At 71.2% G+C, this 18,564-nt stretch carries 19 protein-coding genes; 12 read left to right on the forward strand and 7 right to left on the reverse strand.

The features are described from left to right. Positions 1–99 precede the first annotated feature (99 nt). Positions 100–474 carry an STAS domain-containing protein gene (locus tag ACIA8D_RS32630; protein WP_399237791.1) on the forward strand — a complete coding sequence of 125 codons (375 nt, stop codon included), beginning with the start codon at positions 100–102 and terminating at the stop codon, positions 472–474. 120 nt (positions 475–594) lie between these two features. After that, entirely contained in the window at positions 595–1,092 is a 498-nt protein-coding gene (locus tag ACIA8D_RS32635) for an EF-hand domain-containing protein (RefSeq protein ID WP_399237864.1), read from the forward strand. Between the two features lie 48 nt (positions 1,093–1,140). Here ACIA8D_RS32635 and ACIA8D_RS32640 read toward each other — a convergent pair whose 3' ends face one another. Next, a complete protein-coding gene (locus tag ACIA8D_RS32640; RefSeq protein ID WP_399237792.1) occupies positions 1,141–2,691 on the reverse strand; it encodes a class I adenylate-forming enzyme family protein in 1,551 nt (516 codons plus the stop codon). A 147-nt stretch (positions 2,692–2,838) separates the two neighbouring features. On the opposite strand from ACIA8D_RS32640, the gene ACIA8D_RS32645 reads away from it, so the two are divergent. The 4 genes from ACIA8D_RS32645 (at position 2,839) to ACIA8D_RS32660 (ending at position 7,002) form a co-directional block, all read left to right on the forward strand. Then, entirely contained in the window at positions 2,839–4,041 is a 1,203-nt protein-coding gene (locus tag ACIA8D_RS32645) for an amidohydrolase family protein (protein ID WP_399237793.1), read from the forward strand. A gap of 10 nt (positions 4,042–4,051) precedes the next feature. Further along, complete coding sequence (locus ACIA8D_RS32650) at positions 4,052–5,200, forward strand: acyl-CoA dehydrogenase family protein (protein WP_399237794.1); 1,149 nt, start codon at positions 4,052–4,054, stop codon at positions 5,198–5,200. Between the two features lie 2 nt (positions 5,201–5,202). Continuing rightward, positions 5,203–6,060: an acyl-CoA dehydrogenase family protein gene (locus ACIA8D_RS32655; protein ID WP_399237795.1), complete on the forward strand. Its 858-nt coding sequence runs from the start codon at positions 5,203–5,205 to the stop codon at positions 6,058–6,060. 486 nt (positions 6,061–6,546) lie between these two features. Next, the gene (locus ACIA8D_RS32660) at positions 6,547–7,002 is read left to right on the forward strand and encodes an ATP-binding protein (RefSeq protein WP_399237797.1); all 456 of its coding nucleotides are present in this window, start codon (positions 6,547–6,549) and stop codon (positions 7,000–7,002) included. A 55-nt stretch (positions 7,003–7,057) separates the two neighbouring features. On the opposite strand, the gene ACIA8D_RS32665 is transcribed toward ACIA8D_RS32660, so the two are convergent. Beyond that, on the reverse strand, positions 7,058–7,984 hold the full coding sequence (locus tag ACIA8D_RS32665) for a cyclase family protein (protein WP_399237798.1): 927 nt from the start codon (positions 7,982–7,984) through the stop codon (positions 7,058–7,060). Between the two features lie 101 nt (positions 7,985–8,085). Here ACIA8D_RS32665 and ACIA8D_RS32670 point away from each other — a divergent pair, with 101 nt between their 5' ends. From ACIA8D_RS32670 to ACIA8D_RS32685, 4 genes are all read left to right on the forward strand, one after another. After that, positions 8,086–9,000: an SDR family oxidoreductase gene (locus ACIA8D_RS32670; protein ID WP_399237799.1), complete on the forward strand. Its 915-nt coding sequence runs from the start codon at positions 8,086–8,088 to the stop codon at positions 8,998–9,000. Positions 9,001–9,015: 15 nt separating this feature from the next. Next, complete coding sequence (locus tag ACIA8D_RS32675) at positions 9,016–10,212, forward strand: acyl-CoA dehydrogenase family protein (RefSeq protein ID WP_399237800.1); 1,197 nt, start codon at positions 9,016–9,018, stop codon at positions 10,210–10,212. Further along, complete coding sequence (locus ACIA8D_RS32680; protein WP_399237801.1) at positions 10,209–11,258, forward strand: Zn-dependent alcohol dehydrogenase; 1,050 nt, start codon at positions 10,209–10,211, stop codon at positions 11,256–11,258. The genes ACIA8D_RS32675 and ACIA8D_RS32680 overlap by 4 nt, the downstream gene beginning before the upstream one ends. A 72-nt stretch (positions 11,259–11,330) precedes the next feature. Next, the gene (locus ACIA8D_RS32685) at positions 11,331–11,948 is read left to right on the forward strand and encodes a flavin reductase family protein (RefSeq protein ID WP_399237802.1); all 618 of its coding nucleotides are present in this window, start codon (positions 11,331–11,333) and stop codon (positions 11,946–11,948) included. Here the strand turns inward: ACIA8D_RS32685 and ACIA8D_RS32690 are convergent. After that, positions 11,937–13,325, reverse strand: coding sequence for an MFS transporter (locus tag ACIA8D_RS32690; RefSeq protein WP_399237803.1), 1,389 nt, complete (start codon positions 13,323–13,325; stop codon positions 11,937–11,939). The two genes, ACIA8D_RS32685 and ACIA8D_RS32690, sit on opposite strands and share 12 nt — an antisense overlap. 19 nt (positions 13,326–13,344) lie before the next feature. Between ACIA8D_RS32690 and ACIA8D_RS32695 the strand changes: the two genes are divergently transcribed. Then, the gene (locus ACIA8D_RS32695; RefSeq protein WP_399237804.1) at positions 13,345–14,343 is read left to right on the forward strand and encodes a GlxA family transcriptional regulator; all 999 of its coding nucleotides are present in this window, start codon (positions 13,345–13,347) and stop codon (positions 14,341–14,343) included. Here ACIA8D_RS32695 and ACIA8D_RS32700 read toward each other — a convergent pair. Both ACIA8D_RS32700 and ACIA8D_RS32705 read right to left on the reverse strand, forming a co-directional pair. Continuing rightward, positions 14,321–14,617: a hypothetical protein gene (locus ACIA8D_RS32700; RefSeq protein ID WP_399237805.1), complete on the reverse strand. Its 297-nt coding sequence runs from the start codon at positions 14,615–14,617 to the stop codon at positions 14,321–14,323. The genes ACIA8D_RS32695 and ACIA8D_RS32700 overlap by 23 nt on opposite strands. Beyond that, complete coding sequence (locus tag ACIA8D_RS32705; RefSeq protein ID WP_399237806.1) at positions 14,614–14,910, reverse strand: hypothetical protein; 297 nt, start codon at positions 14,908–14,910, stop codon at positions 14,614–14,616. Before ACIA8D_RS32705 ends, ACIA8D_RS32700 begins: the two co-directional genes overlap by 4 nt. Positions 14,911–15,077: 167 nt before the next feature. Between ACIA8D_RS32705 and ACIA8D_RS32710 the strand changes: the two genes are divergently transcribed. Beyond that, positions 15,078–15,368, forward strand: a complete 291-nt coding sequence (locus ACIA8D_RS32710) for a GntR family transcriptional regulator (RefSeq protein ID WP_399237807.1) — start codon at positions 15,078–15,080, stop codon at positions 15,366–15,368. Positions 15,369–15,443: 75 nt separating this feature from the next. Here ACIA8D_RS32710 and ACIA8D_RS32715 read toward each other — a convergent pair whose 3' ends face one another. Further along, a complete protein-coding gene (locus ACIA8D_RS32715) occupies positions 15,444–16,289 on the reverse strand; it encodes an enoyl-CoA hydratase/isomerase family protein (RefSeq protein ID WP_399237808.1) in 846 nt (281 codons plus the stop codon). 40 nt (positions 16,290–16,329) lie between these two features. Beyond that, positions 16,330–18,552, reverse strand: a complete 2,223-nt coding sequence (locus tag ACIA8D_RS32720) for an acetate--CoA ligase family protein (RefSeq protein WP_399237809.1) — start codon at positions 18,550–18,552, stop codon at positions 16,330–16,332. Positions 18,553–18,564: the final 12 nt, after the last annotated feature.

Below are 18,564 nucleotides of genomic sequence, written 5' to 3' on the forward strand. Positions count from 1 at the left end.
TGCGGGAGTGTTTCATCCCGGTGCGGCAGGGCAGCCGCGCAGAAGAAACGTAGGGACAGATTCCGGATCGTCGATATTCCCGAACGAGAGGCGTGGCGCGTGGCGCTCAAGGTGACCGAGTCAGGGCAGGGCGACTGGGCCGTCGTGTGCGTGTCGGGCGAGATGGACCTGGTGACGTCCCCGGCGCTGCGCCAGCAGGTGCACGAGGCGGTGGCGGACGGCCGCCGCAGTGTGGTCCTCGACCTTTCCGACGTGCTGTTCTGTGATTCCAGCGGGGTCGGTGTGCTGATCGCGTCGCGTCGGCTCATGCGCTCCTGCCAGGGCCGTCTGCGACTGATCCTGCCGGCCCAGGGCGCGGTCGACGGCTCCCACGTGAACCGTGTGCTCGGCGCCCTCGGCGTGCGCCGCCTCTTCGACGTCTACCCGGACGTCGCCTCGGCGGTGGACGAGGACGCCGCCCCCATGTCGGCGTAACGGCTTGTACCGGATTTTCACCGGCCTTGACACAATCGCCGCAGTTCGGGGCGTGCGCGCACGGGACCGTCGTACGCTCCGTTGCGTAACACCCAACGACCCGAGAGGCGGCCCATGAGCATGGACGAGCGGAGGATCGCGGCCCGGTTCGCCGGCTTCGACCAGGACGGCAACGGATACATCGACCGCGAGGACTTCTACGTCGCCGCGAAGGCGCTGCTCGCCGAGTTCGGCGTCACGGCGCGCTCCGGGCAGGGCCAGTCGCTGTTCGCCGGGGCCGAGGCGTTCTGGCAGGGCATGGCGGGGATCGCGGACGTCGACGGGGACCAGCGGGTGACCCGCGAGGAGTTCGTGACCGGGGCCGTGAAGCGGCTGCGGGACAACCCGGACCGGTTCGCCGAGATCGCCCGTCCGTTCCTGCGGGGCGCTCTCGCGGTGGCCGGGGCCGATGAGTCCGGGGTCGATGTGGACACCGCGGTGCGGGTGTTGGGTGTTCTTGGGGTGGAGCCCGGGGAGGCGCGGGGGGCGGCGGCGGCGCTCGATGCGGGTGCCTCCGGCCGGATCTCGGAGGATGTGGCGGTCCGGGCGTTCGCCCGGTACTTCACCGTCCCGGAGTAGCCGTTTTAGCCCCGCCGGCGATTGAGGCGCGGGGGCTTGAATGGCGCCTCAATCGCCGGCGGGGCTTGAATGTGTGAAGCGGTCCCGGAGTTTGTACTTCAGGACCTTGCGGAGCGTTTCGTTGCGCGGCAACGCGTCCAGGATCTCCAGTTGTTCCGGCAGTTTGAAGGTGGACAGGCCCTGGTCGCGCAGGTATGCCGTGAGGGTGGTCAAGGTCAACGGGGCCTGTCCCGGCCGCAGTTCGAGCACCGCGCACACCCGCTCCCCGCGCTCCGCGTCCGGCAGGCCGATCACCGCCGCGTCCTGGACCGCGGGGTGTTCGTGCAGCAGGTCCTCGATCTCCTTCGCGGAGATGTTCTCGCCCTTGCGGATGATGACGTCCTTGGCGCGGCCGGTGAGGACCAGATGGCCCTCGGGCAGGACGTGGCCCAGGTCGCCGGTGATCAGGAAGCCGTCCGCGTCGAAGGCGTCCGCGGTCTGGCGCGGGTCCAAATAGCCCTGGCAGACGGCCTCGCCGCGCAGCCGTACGTCGCCGTCGACGCCCGGCGGCACCTGCTTGCCGTCGGCGTCGACGACGCGGATCTCCATGCCCTCGGGCGGGCGGCCCTCCGTCGTCGCCAGCTTGTCCGCGGTGTCGTCCGGCGCCCCCATCGTGATCATCGGCACCTCGGTCATGCCGTAGCCGTGGGTGAGCTGGACGTCCATCTCGCGGACGACCGAGTGGTAGACCTCGGGCGGTTTCGGGGCCCCGCCGCCCGCGAGGAGGCGCAGCGTCGGGATCAGCTTCTCGTCCGGCTGCTTGCGCTGTTCGGTCAGGAACATCGAGTAGAAGGCCGTGGACCCGCCCGCTACCGTCACCCCGTGCCTGCGGTACTCGTCCAGCGAGTCCGGCATCGCGAAGTGCTCGAACATCGCCGCCGGGAAGCCGTACAGGAGCAGCATCACCGTGTAGTCGGGGCCCGCTATGTGCGCGAACGGGAAGGCCATCGAGCCGACGTCGGACGCGGACAGGTGCAGCGCGTGGGCCAGGCAGGAGCCGCCCGCGATGAGGGAACGGTCCGTGTGCAGCACGCCCTTGGGGTCGGAGGTCGTGCCCGAGGTCCAGTAGATCCAGCGGACGCCCGTGCCGGAGGCGGGCGGCGGGGGCAGGACGGCCGGGTCGCCCTCCGGCAGGTTCTCGTACGCCTCGAAGATGCCGCGCGCGCCGAGCCGCCGCGCCATGTCGGTGTGGTCGAAGCCGCGCCAGACGCCGGGCGTCGCGAAGAAGTCGGCCTTCGACTCCCGTAGCGCGAAGCCGACTTCGCGGTCCCGGTAGAAGGGGATGATCGGCGACTGCACCGCCCCGATGCGGGCGAGCGCGAAGGAGAGCAGGGCCGTCTCGATGCGGGTGGGGAGCTGCCAGGCGACCACGGTGCCGGGGCGGATGCCCAGGTCGTACAGGCCCGCCGCCACGCGCTCGCCGCGGTCGCGCAATTCACCGAAGGTCAGGGTGCGTTCGCCCTGGAGCAGCACCGGGTGGTCGGGGGTGAGTGCGGCGCGGCGCTCGACCAGCTCCCAGAGCGTGCGGGAGGCGCCCAGGGCGTGTGCGGTGTCGGTCATCTCCATACCCCTTCACGGCCGGTGCCGTCACCTGACGGGTTGTCAGATCTGACCGAGAGCGTAAGTCCGCGCTCCTTGTCGGTCCAGAGGTGCGGGGCTAGCCTGCTTTCTGACGGGTCATCAGATACGGCGAGGGGCTGAACACTCATGACGGAACTGCCGCGCATCGTCAGCGTCGACGACCATGTGATCGAACCGCCCCATCTCTTCGAGACCTGGCTGCCGGCCAAGTACCGGGACAAGGGGCCCAAGCCACTGACCGAGGGAATCGGCGAACTCGCCTACGTGGCGGGCAAGTACCAGATCACGATGGATCCGGCGGGGCCGCCGACGGACTGGTGGATCTACGAGGACCTCAAGTTCCCGTACAAGCGCAACATCGCCGCCGTCGGCTTCGACCGCGACGACATGACCCTGGAGGGGATAACGCGGGCCGAGATGCGGCGCGGGTGCTGGGATCCGAAGGCGCGGCTCGCCGACATGGACCTCAATCACGTCGAGGCCTCGCTCTGCTTCCCGACCTTCCCGCGCTTCTGTGGACAGACCTTCGCCGAGGCGCACGACAAGGAGGTCGCGCTCGCCTGCGTGCGCGCCTACAACGACTGGATGGTCGAGGAGTGGTGCGGGGACAGCGGCGGCCGGTTGATCCCGCTGTGCATCATCCCGCTGTGGGACGTCGAGCTGGCCGTCGCGGAGATCCGACGCAACGCCGCGCGCGGCGTCAAGGCCGTGACGTTCTCCGAGATCCCCACCCACCTGGGTCTGCCGTCCATCCACTCCGGCTACTGGGACCCGTTCTTCGCGGTGTGCCAGGAGACCGGGACGGTCGTCAACATGCACATCGGCTCCAGCTCGCAGATGCCGGCCGCGTCCCCGGACGCGCCGCCCGCCGTGCAGGCCTCGCTCAGCTTCAACAACGCGATGGCCTCGATGATGGACTTCCTGTTCAGCGGCGTCCTCGTGAAGTTCCCACGGCTCAAGCTCGCCTACAGCGAGGGGCAGATGGGGTGGATTCCGTACGCGCTGGAGCGCGCGGACGACGTGTGGGAGGAGCACCGCGCCTGGGGCGGCGTCCGGGACCTGATCCCCGAGCCGCCGTCCACGTACTACTACCGGCAGATCTTCTGCTGCTTCTTCCGCGACAAGCACGGGGTGGCCTCCCTCGACACCGTCGGCCGGGACAACGCGACGTTCGAGACGGACTATCCGCACGTCGACTCGACCTTCCCGAACACCAAGGAGGTCGCGCTCGACCACGTGAAGGGCCTCGACGACGAGACGATCTACAAGCTGATGCGCGGCAACGCCATCCGCATGCTCGATCTGGACCTCGACAAGGACCGCAAGTAGGGCCTGCGGCATGGACCTCACGTACACGGACGAAGAAGAGGGGTTCCGGGCGCGGCTTCGGGAGTGGCTGGGCGGCGTGCTGCCCACGCTGCCGCCGAAACCCTCGCCCGGCGACTGGCCGGGCAGACGCGCGTACGACACGGGCTGGCAGCGGCGCCTGTACGACGCCGGGTACGGGGACGTGCACTGGGACGCCTCGCCGACCAAGCGGCTGATCTTCCTGGAGGAGACGGAGAAGGCGGGCGCGCCTTATGTGGGCGCGAACTTCGTCGGGCTGCTGCACGCCGGGCCGACCATCGCCGCCGAGGGCAGCCCCGGGCAACGGGACCGCTGGCTCGCGCCGATCCTGTGCGGGGACGAGGTGTGGTGCCAGGGGTTCAGCGAACCGGACGCCGGGTCCGACCTGGCGGCGCTGCGGACCAAGGCAAGGCGCGAGGGCGACGAGTACGTGATCAGCGGCTCGAAGATCTGGACCTCGCACGCCGAGGTCGCCGACTGGTGCGAACTGCTCGTGCGCACCGACGGGGACGCCCCCAAGCACAAGGGCATCACCTGGCTCGCCATGCCGATGGACGCCCCCGGGATCACGGTGCGCCCGCTGCGCACGCTCGCCGGGTCGACCGAGTTCGCCGAGATGTTCCTCGACGACGTGCGGGTGCCGGTCGGCAACCGGGTCGGCGAGGAGAACGACGGCTGGCGCGTGACCATGGTGACCCTGTCCTTCGAGCGCGGCACCGCGTTCGTCGGCGAGGTCGTCGCCTGCCGCCGGGTCCTCGGCGAGCTGGCCGCCCACGCGAAGAAGACGGGACGCTGGGAGGACGCCGTGCTCCGCCGCGAACTCGCGCTGCTGTCCGCCGAGTTCAGCGCCCTGTGGCGGCTCACCCAGTGGAATGTGAGCGAGGCGCAGGCGAGCGGCGGCGTGCCGGGCGTCGGCGGCTCGGTCTTCAAGCTGCGCTACTCGCACGCCCGGCAGCAGCTCTACGACACCGCGGCCAAGGTCCTCGGCGGCGCAGGTGCCCTCGACACCGACCAGGAGTGGACGCTCGACCGGCTCTCCTCCCTGTCGTACACGATCGCCGCGGGCACCTCGCAGATCCAGCGGAACATCGTCGCCGAGCGGATCCTCGGGCTGCCCAAGTCTTCGAAGGGGGGACGGTAGGCGTGCACTTCCAACTGACGGAGGAGCAACGGGCGTTGCGCGAGGGCACCCGCGAGCTGCTCGCCGGGCGGTTCGGGCGGGACGCGCTGCGGGCCGCCGTGGACGCGCCGGGGATCGACCGGGGGCTCTGGCGCGAGCTGGGCGGGGCGGGACTCTTCGCGCTGTGCCTGCCGGAGTCCGAGGGCGGGGTCGGGCTCGGCCTGCCGGACGCGGTGGTCGTGTTCGAGGAGGTGGGGCGGGCCCTTGTGCCGGGCCCGCTGGTGGCCACCTTCCTCGCGGCGGGTGAGGTGCCGGGCGCCGCAAGCGGCGAGGCGGTGGTGACCGCGCCGTACGGGTCCCTGCTGCCGTGGCGGGACGGCGCGGACGTGGTGCGCGGGGAGGTGTCCACGGCCCGCCCGATCGCCTCGGCGGACCCGCTCACCCCCCTGCACGCCCTCCCCGAGCCGGCCCCCGTCCCGCTGGAGGCGACCCTCCTGTACGCCGCCGAACAGCTCGGCTCGGCCGGCCGCACCCTCGACATGGCGGTCCAACACGCCCGGGAGCGCGAGCAGTTCGGGCAGCCGATCGGCTCGTTCCAGGCGGTGAAGCACCTCTGCGCCGAGATGCTCGTTCGGGTGGAGGTGGCCCGCGCCGCCGTGTACGCGGCGGCCGTCACGGCCGATCCCGTCGAGGTCGCGGCGGCGGAACTGCTCGCCGACGAGGCCGCCGTACAGGGCGCCCGTGACTGCCTCCAGGTGCACGGCGGCATGGGCTTCACCTGGGAGGCCGACGTACATCTGCATCTGAAGCGGGCGTGGGTGCGGGCCGAGTTGGGCGGCAGTGCGAGGGGTGCGGAAAAGGTGCTCGCGGCCGCGCTGTGACCCCCGTGCGAAGGCGGCCGCGCGTCCGGAAAGCGAACGCGCGGCTGTCTGAGCGGAGGGCCTGAGCAAGGGTGCACGCACAGTGACCGTGCGTGGTTATCGGGTTGTGTCCTGCGCGAGGCTCGTCACGGCACGGAGTCGGCGTCCGGCTCCGGTACCTTGTGGCAGATGCGAGTGGTGCTGAAGCCGAGCGACGTCGCCGGTGTTGCCTCCGAGGCGGCTCCGGATCCCTGGATGCCCGCCGTTCGCAGCGCAGGGCGGGTTTTCGCGCCCGTCTGTTCGAGCCCCGGCGGGACGCGTCGCACAGTATGCCGCACGCGTACTCCTTCGCGCTGGAATATGCCCGAAGCGCTTGTTGAGGTGACTGAACGTCAACCATGCTGTGTCTCAAGGGGTTCACGTTCCGTGATCCCTCTCACTGGTCAGCACGGCAAGTGGCGCGAGGCAGTACTCCAGGGGTCCCGCCGGATTCGGATGGTGTGAGCGGTGCAGGTGCTTCAGGTTCAACTGGAGGTCGAGGCCGACCCCGCGGAGGTGGGGCGGGCCCGCAGGTGGGCGCGCTCGCGTCTCGCCGGTTCGGGCATAGAGGCCGACGAGTCCTTGGCCGAGACGCTGATCCTGATCGTCTCGGAGCTGGTCACCAACGCCGTGGTGCACACCGGGCATCCCGCCGTGCTGCGCATCGCGCTCCCCAGCGATGTCCCCGCGGCGCGCCTGGGCACCGTCCGCGTGGAGGTCGCCGACACCTGCGAGCGGCCGCCGTCGCCGCGGCACGCGGACGGCGAGGAGACGAACGGGCGGGGGCTCGAACTCGTCGACGGGCTGGCGGACCGCTGGGGCTGGCGCCCCGAGGGGACGGGCAAGGCCATCTGGTGCGAGATCGACCAGTGTGCGGCGGCGACGGCCGGCGCGTTCCAGGGTGTGACGTTCGAAGCGGTGTGAGCGGGCGTGGAGCGGCGCGGGTCCCGGCGGGGCCCGCGCCGCTTCCTGTGCCGGTTCAGAAGACGGCGACCGGGGCCACCGGCGTCCCCGTGCCGCCCTTGAAGGGTTCCGGCATCGCCGACAGCAGGAACGAGTGGCGTCCGACTTCTCCACAGGCTGTGGACAGGGATTCCAGATTCCAGTTCTGGCCCTGGAGCATCCCCATCTCGACGAGGTCGAGCGCGTGCACGGGCAGCCACAGGTTCTCGATCTCCGGCGGGAAGATCTCGAAGGTCAGGGTGTCGTTGGCGACGGCCGCCACGTCCCGCGCGTGGAACCACTCGGGCGTACGCACCGAAAGACCGGGTGACGGGTAGCCATAGCCGTGCTTGTCGCCCGCGAGGTACACCTGGATCTGCCCGGTGCGTACGAGCACGATGTCGCCGGCCCGGACCGTCACCCGGCCGAACTCGGCCGCCTCGTCGAGGTCTTCCGGGGTGACGGCGTGGTCCCCGGGCAGCCGGTCGAGCCCTTTCGCCGCCGCCACGTCGAGCAGCACGCCGCGCGAGACGATGTACGGCGCCTTGTCGATGCCGCTGAACTGGGCGCCGTGGTGCGCCGTGATGGTGTCGGCGGGGCGGCCGTTGTAGAGCCTGCCGGAGTGCGAGACATGGGTGAGGGCGTCCCAGTGGGTGGCCGCCTGTAGGCCCATCGTCACCGCGTCGTCGCTGGTGGCGACGGTTTCCGGGCCGAAGATCTCCTGGTTGATCTGCACCATCGTGTGGAACGGGTTGATGCGGCCGGGGATAAGACCCGACTGCACGCCGTCCTCCTTGAGGGGCAGTGCGAGGGGGACGCGGCGGCCCGTGCGGACCTCGGCGGCTGCCTCGCGCACGACGTCGTCGGTGACGAGATTCAGGGTGCCGATCTCGTCGGCCTCCCCCCAACGCCCCCAGTTGTTCACGCGTTTGGCGATGTCGTGGAACTCGGCGGGCAGGGGCATCGGGTCCTCCCGGGTCTTGTGTTCCGGTATCTGACGGGTCGTAGAATCCGACCGGACTTGAAATCTAACGGGTCGTCAGAAACCGCGGGAAGGGGCCGGGCATGGGGAACTTCTTGGCAGGCAAGGTCGTCGCCGTCACGGGAGCGGGGCGAGGCATCGGCAGGGCGGTGGCGCTCGCGTGCGCCGCCGAGGGCGCGAAGGTCGTCGTCAACGACTACGGGGTGTCCATAGAGGGCGGTGAGCCCACGTCGGACGTGGCGCTCGGCGTCGTCAAGGAGATCGAGGCGGCGGGCGGCACCGCCGTCGCCGTGGCCGACGACGTGTCCACCATGGCCGGCGGCCGGCGGATCGTCGACACGGCCGTGAACGAGTACGGGCGGATCGACGGGGTGGTGTGCGTCGCCGGGATCCTGCGCGAGCGGATGCTGTTCAACATGTCCGAGGACGAGTGGGACCCGGTCGTCCAGACCCACCTCAAGGGCACCTTCACCGTCTTCCGCGCGGCCTCCGCCGTCATGCGCAAGCAGAAGACGGGCACGCTCATCGGCTTCACCAGCGGAAACCACCAGGGCTCCGTGGCGCAGGCCAACTACAGCTCCGCCAAGGGCGGCATCATCTCGCTCGTGCGCAGCGCGGCCCTCGGCCTCAACAAGTACGGCGTGACCGCGAACGCCGTCGCGCCCGTGGCCCGTACCCGGATGTCGGCGAACGTGCCGATGGAGCTGAAGGAGATCGGGGAGCCGGAGGACGTCGCGGCCTTCGTCGTCTATCTGCTCAGCGAGCGGGCCCGCGAGGAGAAGATCACCGGGCAGGTCTACACGGTGGCCGGGCCGAAGATCGCCGTGTGGGCGCAGCCGCGCGAGCTGCGCGCCGGGTACGCGGACGGCGGGCCGTGGACGCCGGAGAAGATCGCGGACTTCCTGCCGGGGACGGTCGGCACCGACCCCATGCCGATGCTCGAACAGCTCCAGGAGATGGCGCGGGCGGCGGCCGCCAAGGAACGGCCCAACCAGTAACGGGGGTGGCGGGGCGTGGAGTTCGGCTTCGACAAGACGGACGAGTCATTCAGGGGCGAGGTCCGGGAGTGGCTCGAGAAACATCTGGACGAGCGGTTCACGGCTGCCGTCGGGCGCGGCGGCCCGGGCAGTGAGCACGAGGGCGGCGCCGAACGGCGCGCCTGGGAGCGGGAGCTGGGCACGGGCGGCTGGATCGGCATCGGCTGGGGCCGGGAGGGCTTCGGCAACCGGGTCGCCACGCTCACCCAGCAGGTCGTCTGGGCGGAGGAGTACGCGCGCGTGCGGGCGCCGGGCCGCTACGGCCACATCGGCGAGAACCTCCTCGCCCCCACCCTCCTCGCGTACGGCACCGAGGAGCAGCAGCGCCGCTTCCTGCCGCCGATCGCGCGCGGCGAGGAACTGTGGTGCCAGGGCTACAGCGAGCCGGGGGCGGGCTCCGACCTCGCGTCGCTGCGCACGTCGGCGGCGCGCGACAAGGACGGCCGTTGGCGGGTGACCGGTCAGAAGGTGTGGACGTCGCTCGCGCACGAGGCCGACTGGTGCTTCGTCCTCGCCCGCACCGACCCGGACGCGGGCCGCGAGCGCCGTCACAAGGGCATCTCCTTCCTCCTGGTCCCCATGGACCAGCCGGAGCACATCGAGGTACGGCCGATCCGGCAGCTCACCGGGACGAGCGAGTTCAACGAGGTGTTCTTCGACGGCGCCGTCGCCGAGGAGATCGTCGGCGGCGAGGGCGAGGGCTGGAAGGTCGCCATGGGCCTGCTCGCCTTCGAGCGCGGCGTGTCCACGCTGGCCCAGCAGGTCGGCTTCGTCGAGGAGCTGCGCGCGGTCGTCCGGACAGCCATCGCCAACGGCGCGCTCGACGACCCGCTCGTACGGGCCGGGATCGTCTGCCTGTGGGCCGAGCTGCGCACGATGCGGTGGAACGCGCTGCGCACCCTCGGCGGCGCGCCCGACGCGGGCGCGCCGAGCGTCGCCAAGCTGCTGTGGGGCGGCTGGCACCAGCGGCTCGGCGAACTGGCCCTGCGGGTGCGCGGCGCGGAGGCGGCCGTAGGCCCCGCGGACTGGACGCCCGACGCTCCCTACGAACTCGACGAACAGCAACGGCTGTTCCTCTTCAGCCGGGCCGACACGATCTACGGCGGCTCGGACGAGATCCAGCGCACCATCATCGCCGAGCGGGTGCTCGGCCTGCCCAGGGAGGCCACGTGAGGGGTGTTGTGTTCGACGGCCAAGAGGCCGTCGTCGTCGACGACTTGGAGATACGCGACCCGGGCCCGGGTGAGGTGCTCGTCGGCGTCGCCGCGGCGGGCCTGTGCCACAGCGACCTGTCGGTGATCGACGGCACGATCCCGTTCCCGCGCCCGGTGGTCCTCGGGCACGAGGGCGCGGGCGTGGTGGAGGCGGTGGGCGCGGGTGTCACCCATGTCGTGCCCGGCGATCACGTGTCGCTGTCCACGCTCGCCAACTGCGGGGCCTGCGCGGAGTGCGACCGGGGCCGGCCGACGATGTGCCGCAAGGCGATCGGCATGCCGCAGAAGCCGTTCTCGCGCGGCGGCAAGGACCTCTTCCAGTTCGCCTCGAACTCGGCGTTCGCCGAGCGGACCGTGGTGAAGGCCGTGCAGGCCGTGAAGATCCCGAAGGAGATCCCGCTGACCTCGGCCGCGCTGATCGGCTGCGGGGTGCTCACGGGGGTCGGTGCGGTCCTCAACCGGGCGCGGGTCGACCGGGGCGACTCGGTCGTCGTGATCGGAACGGGCGGGGTGGGGCTCAATGTCCTCCAAGGCGCGCGGGTCGCGGGCGCGCTGCGGATCGTCGCGGTCGACACGAACCCGGCGAAGGAGGAGGTGGCGCGGCAGTTCGGCGCGACCGACTTCGTGAGCGACGTGGGGGCCGTGCGGGAACTGCTGCCGGACGGCGCCGACCACGTCTTCGAGTGCGTGGGACGCGTCGAGCTGATCCGCGCCGCGATCGACCTCCTCGACCGGCACGGTCAGGCGGTGATCCTCGGGATGCCGGCGGCGAAGGCCGAGGCGTCCTTCGTGCCGGCCGAGCTGTTCCTCGACAAGTCGGTGCTCGGCTGCCGCTACGGCTCCTCGCGCCCGCAGCGCGACATCAGGCTGTACGCGGACCTGTACGCGCAGGGCCGCCTGCTGCTCGACGAGCTGGTCACCCGGACGTACCCCGTCGAGGAGTTCGCGTCGGCGGTCGCGGACGCGGAGGCGGGGAAGGTGGCGCGGGGAGTGCTCACCTTCTGAGGTCGGGGGTGCGGCGCCCTCGCCGGGACGCACCCCTTCCAATCTGACGAACCGTCAGTTTCAATGGTGTGCATGATGGGACACGCAGGGATGGCGGCCACCGTCGTCCGCTACCTCAGGTCCGTCGGTGCTCCCACGGCGGAGCCGCCTCCCCTGGACGTGCTGCCGCGCCCCGATCTGAGGGCGGTCGGAGACGACGAGCGGGCGCCCGTCGACCCGGCCGAATTCCGGCGCGTGCTAGGCGAGTTCGCGAGCGGCGTGACCGTGGTGACGGCGGACGACCCGGAGACGGGCCCGGCCGGGTTCGCCTGCCAGTCCTTCGCGTCCCTGTCCCTCGATCCGCCGCTGGTGGCGTTCATGGTGGCGCGCACGTCGACGACCTGGCCGCGGATCGCGCGCGCGGGGTCGTTCTGCGTGAACGTGCTCGCGAACGACCAGGGCGAGCTGTGCCGGGGCTTCGCGGTGAGCGGGGCGGACAAGTTCGCGGGCGTGCGGTACGACGCGGCGCCCGTGTCGGGGGCGCCGCGCATCGACGGGGTGGCCGCGTGGATCGACTGCGTGATCCACGCGGTGCACACGGGCGGCGACCACCTCATCGTGGTCGGCCGGGTGACGGCGCTGGGCGCGGAGGGGAACGGGGCGGGGCCGCTGGTGTTCCACCGGGGCGCGTTCTCCGGTCTACGCGACTGAGGACGCGGCGAGCGGGGCATCCGCCCGCCCGCGCCGGATGATCAGCGACATCAGCGCCGCCGCCGCGCACAGCGCGCCCGAGGCGTACCAGACCACGTCGTACGACCCGAAGACGTCCCGCGCCACACCGCCCAGGAAGGCCACGACCGCGGCCCCCACCTGGTGCGAGGCGAGCACCCAGCCGAACACGATCGCGCTGTCCTCGCCGTAGTGCTCACGGCACAGGGCGATGGTCGGTGGCACGGTGGCGACCCAGTCGAGCCCGTAGAAGACGATGAAGAACAGCATCGGCGGGCGTACGTCGGGTGCCAGGAGCATGGGGAGGAACAGCAGCGATACGCCGCGCAGCGCGTAGTACACGGCGAGCAGTCGGCGCGCCTCGATCCGGTCGGTGAACCAGCCCGACGCGACCGTCCCGACGACATCGAAGACGCCGATGACGGCGAGCAGTGACGCGGCCGTGGTGATGGGCATGTGGTGATCGTGGGCCGCGGGCACGAAGTGCGTCTTGACCAGGCCGTTCGTGGAGGCGCCGCAGATCGCGAAGGTGCCGGCGAGCAGCCAGAACGGCCCGGTGCGGGCGGCCTTCACGAGGACGGTCACGGCACGCTTCCCCGCTCCCCGTACGGGTGCGGGCTTCGGCACGAACTCCTTTGCACCGTACGGTTCGACGCCCACGTCGGCGGGATGGTCGCGCAGCAGCAGCCACACCAGCGGGACGACGGCGAGCGCCGACAGCGCGACGGTGACGGCGGCGGGCCGCCAGCCGTGCCGGTCCACGACCCATGACAGCAGCGGCAGGAACACCAGCTGCCCCGAGGCTCCGGCCGCGGTCAGTACGCCGGTCACAAGCCCGCGCCGGGCGACGAACCAGCGGTTGGTGACGGTGGCGGCGAAGGCGAGCGCCATCGATCCGCTGCCGAGGCCGACCAACACGCCCCAGAACAGAACCAATTGCCAGGCGGCGGTCATCCACACGGTGAGCAGCGAGCCACCTGCGATGACGCTCAGCGCCACCGCCACGACCTTCCGGATCCCGAACCGGTCCATGAGGGCGGCGGCGAACGGGGCGGTGATCCCGTACAGCGCGAGATTCACGGACACGGCGAAGCTGATGGTGCCGCGCGACCAGCCGAAACCGGTGTCGGGGTCGTGCAGCGGTTCGATGAGCAGCCCCGGCAGGGAGGCGAAGGCGGCGGCGCCGACGATCGTCACGAAGGTGACGGCGGCGACGGCCCAGGCGCGGTGCGGGGGGCGTCTCGGGCGGGTGCCGGGCTGCGCGTCCGGCTGCGGCTGGGGCTGCGTCTGCGTCTGCGTCTCGGTCACACGAGCAGCTTCGGGGATCTCCTCCCGCGGAACGAGTGGCCCGAATGCCATCCTTCGCTAGGATCGGGCCATGGCCTCCCGCAGTGAACGGCACACCCCGCACCGCGTCGCGGTGCTCGCGCTCGACGGCCTCATCCCGTTCGAGTTCGGCATCCCCCAGCGCATCTTCGGCCGCGCCCGTGACGCCGCGGGGGAGCGGCTGTACGAGGTGGTGACCTGCGCGGTCCGTGAGCCGGGCCGCGTACAGACGGACGCCGACTACGCGATCCACGTCGAGCACGGCCCGGAGGTGCTGGGGTCGGCGGACACGGTGATCGTCCCGGCGTCGCACGAGATGGGCCGGGTGTACGAAGAGGGAATCCTGACACCGGAGTTGGAGGCAGCCCTCGCCTGGATCCGCCCCGGTACGCGCATGGTGTCCATCTGCACCGGCAGCTACGTCCTCGCCGCGGCGGGAATCCTGGAAGGCCGGCCCGCGACCACGCACTGGGCGGACGCCGACCACTTCCAGGAACTCTTCCCGCACATCAAGGTCGACCCGAACGTCCTGTTCATCGACGACGGCGACGTGCTGTCATCGGCGGGCGTCGCGGCGGGAATCGACCTGTGCTTGCACCTGGTGCGGCGCGACCACGGGTCGGCGGTGGCCAACGACGTGGCCCGTCGTACGGTGGTGCCGCCACACCGGGACGGCGGCCAGGCCCAGTACATCGAACGTCCGCTGCCCGAGCCCCGGTTGGCGTCCACCGCGCGCGCCCGCGCGTGGGCCCTGGAACATCTGGGCGAGCCCATCCAGCTCCGTGACCTGGCGGCCCGCGAGGCCCTCTCCGTCCGCACGTTCACGCGCCGCTTCCGCGAGGAGGTCGGCGCGAGCCCCGGTCAGTGGCTGACGACCCAACGCGTCGAGCGGGCCCGCCACTTGCTGGAAACGTCCCCGTCCTCCATGGACGACATCGCCCACCAGTCCGGCTTCGGCACGGCCCAGTCCCTCCGCCAGCACTTCCACGCATCGGTGGGGGTGACACCTACGGCGTACCGGAGGACGTTCAGGGCGGGGGTGGCGGGGTGAGGCGGGCGCCTCGGGAGTCGGCGATGCGCAGGGTCTGCGTCAGGGATTCGGTCAACCGGCGTGCGATGAAAAGTAGTTCGATCGCCGCCACATCTACGTCCACCAGCAAGTCGCGGGACAACGCCAACACCTCACGCGCGTCCACCAGTTGCTCGTGCTCGATCCGGTCCGCCAACCGCGATAGGTAACCGTCCGGGTTGTCGGTCACCAGGTAGGCGGAGCGCCCGTTCTCGCTCGGCCAGGGCAGAAGTCGTGCGGGTGCCGTCTCGCTCATCGCGCACCTCCCGCCACCGGGACGCGGACGCCGTGGATGTGGCGGGGGCCGGTGTCGATGCCCAATGTGGCGAGGTAGAGGGCCCGGCGACGTTCGCGTTGGCGGCGGTGTTCCTCGGGCGTCAGGACGTAGGGGCGTACGAGACTGTGCGCCGCGGCGTCGAGCGGTTCGGTGTGGCGGGGCGGCGGCGCCGGAACGGCGGGCGTGAGGACGACGAGGCGGTGGCGGCCTGGGGGTGGTGGGGTACAGAGACTCAGCACCCAGGTCAGCATTCGAACGATAAGGTCCAGCATGTCGGCGCTCCTATACAGCGTTGACCGTGCCCCGGGGGCCCTGCCAGGCCTGCCGGGGTCTGCGCTTTCCGCACTCTACGCACCTCGCTGCGGTTAACGGCGCTTGTTTCCGTTATTGTCGCTTTACCGCAGATGCTCGAATAGTTCTGAACAGATACGGTCAGTCTGTGGACTTCGAGATTGACCGCACCCGTATCGTCTGGCGCCAGATCGCCGTAATCCTGGCGCATCGAATCGCGACCGGCGAGTACAAGCTGGGGCAGCGCTTCCCCTCGGTGGCGGATGTTGCGGCAGAGTTCGACGTGGCCACGAGTACCGGCCAGAAGTCCCTGTACGCACTCCGTGATGCCGGGCTCGTGCGCATGGAGCGCGGCCTGGGCACCTTCATCGCCGACGACGGCCCCGAACTCGCCAAGACCCAGCCCTTCGGCCCGCCCCCGAAGCCGCGCGCCCTTTAGCGCGACCGCACCGCACTGTGGCGGGAAATGACGGCCCAGCCGTCATTTCCCGCCACAGTCACGCGCTCAGCGGCCTCAGCGGCCCCGGAACTCTGGCCTCCGGCGTTCCACGAAGCTCGCTACGCCCTCGTTCGCGTCGTGCGTGGACATGTTCAGCTCCTGGGCTGTGGCCTCTGCCGCGAAGGCTGTGGTGCGGTCCGAGTCCAGGGAGGCGTTGATCAGGGACTTGGTCAGCGCAAGCGCGCGCGTCGGGCCCGACGCGAGGCGTTCCGACCAGTCGCGGGCCGTTTTGGCCAACTGGTCGTCCGGGACGACCCGGTTGACCAGGCCGAGGCGTTCCGCGTCGGTGGCGGGCAGTGCGTCGCCGAAGAACATGAGTTCCTTGGCGCGTTGCGGGCCGATCAGGCGGGGGAGGAGGTAGGCGCCGCCGCCGTCCGGGACGAGGCCGCGGCGGGCGAACACCTCGATGAAGCGCGCCGACTCGGCGGCCAGGACCAGGTCGCAGGCGAGCGCGAGGTGGGCCCCGATGCCGGCGGCCGTCCCGTTGACCGCCGCGAGCACCGGCTTCTCGCAGTCCTGGACGGCGGCGATCAGCCGTTGCGCGCCGAGGCGGATCATCCGGGCGACGTCCCCCACGACCCGTTCCCCGGAGTCCGGGCTCCCGCCCCGCAGATCCGCGCCCGCGCAGAAGCCCTTGCCCGTCGCGGTGATCACCACGGCCCGTACGCCCGGGTCCGCGGAGGCCTCGGCGAGCAGCGCGATGACGCGTTCGCGCTGGTCCCAGGTGACGGCGTTCATGGCTTCCGGCCGGTTGAGGGTGATCCACGAGACGCCGTTGTCAGTGGCGTGCAGTACCAATGAGTCCAGGGACTTTTCCGGGTCTTCGGGGTGGTCCGGTTCTGCGGGGGAGGCGTGTGTCATGGGAGAGCTCCGTCTCGGGAGAGGGTCGGTGGCGGCCGGTTCAGCGGCACACCGCGAGGGCGTCGAGGGCGACCGCGCCCTGGCCGCGTGGCAGCACCATCAGCGGGTTGATGTCCAGCTCCGCGAGGTCGTCGCCGAGTTCGAGCGCCATGCGCTGCACCCGCAGGATCACCTCGACCAGCGCGTCGATGTCGACGGGCGGCGCCCCCCTGACCCCGTCGAGCAGGGGCCGCCCGCGGAGTTGGTCGAGGACCGCCCGCGCCTGGCTCTCGCCGAAGGGGGGTACCGCCACGGCCGTGTCCCGCAGGACCTCCACCAGGACGCCGCCGAGGCCGACGGTGACGGTGGGGCCGAACAGCTCGTCGCGCGTGACGCCGACGACCATCTCGACGCCCCGCTCGACCATCTGGCAGACGAGCACGCCGTCGAGCTCGATGCCTTCGTAGCGGGCGATGTCGGTGAGTTCGCGGTACGCGTCCCGCACCTGGCTGGCGGACGTCAACTCGACCTTGACCAGGCCGAGTTCGGACTTGTGGGCCAGCTGCGGCGCGGACGCCTTCATGACGACCGGGTAGCCGACGAGGGACGCGGCCCGCACCGCCGCCGCGGCGCTCGTCACCAGCTGCTCGCGCGGCACCCGGATTCCGTACGCCCGCAGCAGCTGCTTCGCCGCGTGCTCGCTCAGCTGGTGGCCCGGGCGCATCAGGGCCTGCGCCTTGCGGAAGGACGGGGAGGGCGTGCGCGGCGCCTCGTCGAACGGGGAGACGTACGAGGCCGTGAAGCGGTGGTGGTCCAGGTAGGCGCGGACCGCCGTGATGCAGTTGGCGAACGTGCGGAAGGTGGCCACCCGCGAGGAGCCGAGGAGCGTCGTGCGGTAGGCCTCCTCGGTGCCGACCGGCGAGCCCCACACCACGCACACCAGCTTGTCCGTCTGTTCCGCCGCGTCCACCAGGTCCTGCGCCAGCTTGTCGCTCATGGGCGGGAAGGGGCCGGTGATCGGGCAGATCAGTACGCCGACGGAGGGGTCGGCCAGGATCGCGTCGATGATCTTGCGGCCGCGCCAGTCGCCGACCGGGTGGCCGCCGTTGTCGACCGGGTTCGCCACGCTCAGGTAGTCGGGTATCCACTGGTGGAGTTCGTCCTGCTTCTCCTGCGGGAGCGTGGGGAGTTGGAGGCCCGCCTCCGTCGCCAGGTCGGAGAAGTGGGCGCCCGTTCCGCCGGAGATCGAGTAGACGACGACGCCGTCGGCCCGCGGCGGCCGGGCGCGGGCGAGCAGGGCGGAGGTGTCCTGGAGCTCGTCGAGCCCGTCGACGCGGATGACGCCGAACTGCCGCATGGCGGCGTCCACGACGGTGTCGGCGCCGGTGAGCTTCCCCGTGTGCGAGGCCGCGGTGCGCGCGCCGGTCTCGGTCCTGCCGACCTTCACGGCGACGACCGGCACGCCCTCGCGCGCGGCCCGGTCGGCGGCGAGCAGGAAGGAGCGGCCGTCCTTGAGGCCCTCGACGTAGCAGGCGATGGCGCCGACCTCGGGGCGCTGGGAGAAGTAGGAGATGAAGTCGGCGGTCTCCAGGTCGGCCTCGTTGCCGGTCGGTGCCCAGTGGGAGAGGCGGATGCCCAGTTCCTGGAGGGAGAAGACGGGGCGGCCCTGGTGGCCGGACTGGGTGATGAGGGCGATGGCGGGACCGTCGAGGTCGTCGCGGAAGCGCTCGAAGGCGTTGAGGTTGGTGTTGGGGCCGAGCAGGCGTATGCCGGAGCGTTCCACGGCGGTGGACAGGCGGGTCTGCGCGGCGGCCCCTTCGTCGCCCGTCTCGGCGAACCCGGAGGCGAAGGCGACCGCGAACTTCACCTTGGTGTCCGCGAGTTGCTCGATGACGGGCAGCGGGTCGGCGACGAGCAGCACGGCGAGGTCGACCTGCTCGGGCAGCTCGGCGACGGAAGGGGAGCAGGGGAGGCCGAAGACGGTCTCGCGGGTGGGGTGCACCGGATACAGGCGCGCGCCGACCCGCTCCGCCCAGTTCATGAGCTGCCGTGTGATGCCCGTGTTGGGCCGGCCCTCCGCGTCGGACGCGCCGACGACGGCGACGGACTCGGGCCGGAAGAACCGGTCGAGATCGGGGACGTCGGAGTGCAGCGGGAGCCCGCTGACGTCCACGTCTTCGGTGCCGGCCCGCCCGTGCACGGCGGGTCCGGGCTGCTCACCGCAGGCGATCACGCGGGCCCGGCGGGAGTCGGTGGTCAGGGTGCCGTACGTCGATCCAAGCATCGGTCCGCCCGC

It is taken from the genome of Streptomyces sp. NPDC051684 (assembly GCF_044453445.1).
Classification (GTDB): Bacteria; Actinomycetota; Actinomycetes; order Streptomycetales; family Streptomycetaceae; genus Streptomyces.

Coding starts and splice junctions, on each gene's coding strand:
- ACIA8D_RS32635 (WP_399237864.1), top strand. CDS start 595: ATGGACGAGCGGAGGATCGCGGCCCGGTTCGCCGGCTTCGACCAGGAC.
- ACIA8D_RS32640 (WP_399237792.1), bottom strand. CDS start 2,691: ATGACCGACACCGCACACGCCCTGGGCGCCTCCCGCACGCTCTGGGAG.
- ACIA8D_RS32645 (WP_399237793.1), top strand. CDS start 2,839: ATGACGGAACTGCCGCGCATCGTCAGCGTCGACGACCATGTGATCGAA.
- ACIA8D_RS32650 (WP_399237794.1), top strand. CDS start 4,052: ATGGACCTCACGTACACGGACGAAGAAGAGGGGTTCCGGGCGCGGCTT.
- ACIA8D_RS32665 (WP_399237798.1), bottom strand. CDS start 7,984: ATGCCCCTGCCCGCCGAGTTCCACGACATCGCCAAACGCGTGAACAAC.
- ACIA8D_RS32670 (WP_399237799.1), top strand. CDS start 8,086: ATGGGGAACTTCTTGGCAGGCAAGGTCGTCGCCGTCACGGGAGCGGGG.
- ACIA8D_RS32685 (WP_399237802.1), top strand. CDS start 11,331: ATGATGGGACACGCAGGGATGGCGGCCACCGTCGTCCGCTACCTCAGG.
- ACIA8D_RS32690 (WP_399237803.1), bottom strand. CDS start 13,325: ATGGCATTCGGGCCACTCGTTCCGCGGGAGGAGATCCCCGAAGCTGCT.
- ACIA8D_RS32695 (WP_399237804.1), top strand. CDS start 13,345: ATGGCCTCCCGCAGTGAACGGCACACCCCGCACCGCGTCGCGGTGCTC.
- ACIA8D_RS32700 (WP_399237805.1), bottom strand. CDS start 14,617: ATGAGCGAGACGGCACCCGCACGACTTCTGCCCTGGCCGAGCGAGAAC.
- ACIA8D_RS32705 (WP_399237806.1), bottom strand. CDS start 14,910: ATGCTGGACCTTATCGTTCGAATGCTGACCTGGGTGCTGAGTCTCTGT.
- ACIA8D_RS32715 (WP_399237808.1), bottom strand. CDS start 16,289: ATGACACACGCCTCCCCCGCAGAACCGGACCACCCCGAAGACCCGGAA.
- ACIA8D_RS32720 (WP_399237809.1), bottom strand. CDS start 18,552: ATGCTTGGATCGACGTACGGCACCCTGACCACCGACTCCCGCCGGGCC.